Consider the following 947-nt stretch of genomic DNA (forward strand, 5'->3'; position numbering starts at 1 on the left):
TCAACGTTTTAAACTGCATTTTGGATAATTCTGAACAAATTTTGACTTTAATCAAGCCTTTTGTAGATCAAGGAAAAATTCTATCTAGAAGTAAAAATGAGATTGAAAAAAATATCAACGACTTTGTTTTGTTATTTGAGAAAAGCCAGTTAGTTGCGTGTGCAGGTTTAAAAGATTGTCAAGAAGGTTCTATGGGTGAGATATATTCACTCGCTGTGGCACAAGACTCTCAAAACACAGGGCTTTCTAATCAATTATTAGATAAGATACTAGCCAATGCAAAACAAAGAAATTTTAGCAAGGTGTTTGCTTTAACTAAGTTTGGCACCGAATGGTTTATTAAAAATAATTTCACCAAAATGCAAATATCTGACCTTCCAAGAAAACGCCAAAAATATTTTAATCATGATCGAAACTCTTCTATTTTTTTCAAAGAGGTTAACTAATGCAAATTAATAAACGTATTCGTGGATATCTTCCTGTCGTTATCGATATTGAAACAGCGGGGTTTAATCATCAAACTGATGCCATGTTAGAGATTTGTGCAGTGATTATTGGCTTTGATGAGGATGGAAAGCTTTATGCAAAAGAGCCTCAGCATTTTCACATTAAGCCTTTTAAGGGTGCTAATCTTGAGCCTGCCGCTTTAAAGTTTAATGGCATTGATGTAGACAACCCATTGCGCGGCGCCATTGATGAAAAACTTGCCTTGGGCGATATGTTTAAAACCATTCGCACTGAAATGAAAGATCAAGACTGTACACGCTCTATTTTAATTGGCCATAACGCATTTTTTGATTTAGGATTTTTGTACGCTGCGAGCGACAGATCAAAGCTTAAAAATCCATTCCATCAGTTCTCTACTATTGATACAGTAAGCTTATCAGCTCTAGCTTTTGGTGAAACGGTACTAGCCAAGGCCATTGCTAAAGCAGGTATTGAATTTG

2 protein-coding genes are annotated in these 947 nt (G+C 35.5%); both read left to right on the top strand.

Annotation, left to right across the window (positions count from 1 at the left end; translation table 11 throughout):
- On the top strand, positions 1-446 hold a 446-nt coding region (locus BTHERMOSOX_RS11580; protein WP_249360700.1), incomplete at its 5' end, for a GNAT family N-acetyltransferase.
- Positions 446-947, top strand: a 502-nt coding sequence (locus BTHERMOSOX_RS11585; protein ID WP_138121248.1) for an exonuclease domain-containing protein, incomplete at its 3' end; no start/stop codon positions are given. The genes BTHERMOSOX_RS11580 and BTHERMOSOX_RS11585, both read left to right, overlap by 1 nt.

It is taken from the genome of Bathymodiolus heckerae thiotrophic gill symbiont (assembly GCF_900128515.1).
Taxonomy (GTDB): domain Bacteria; phylum Pseudomonadota; class Gammaproteobacteria; order PS1; family Pseudothioglobaceae; genus Thioglobus_A.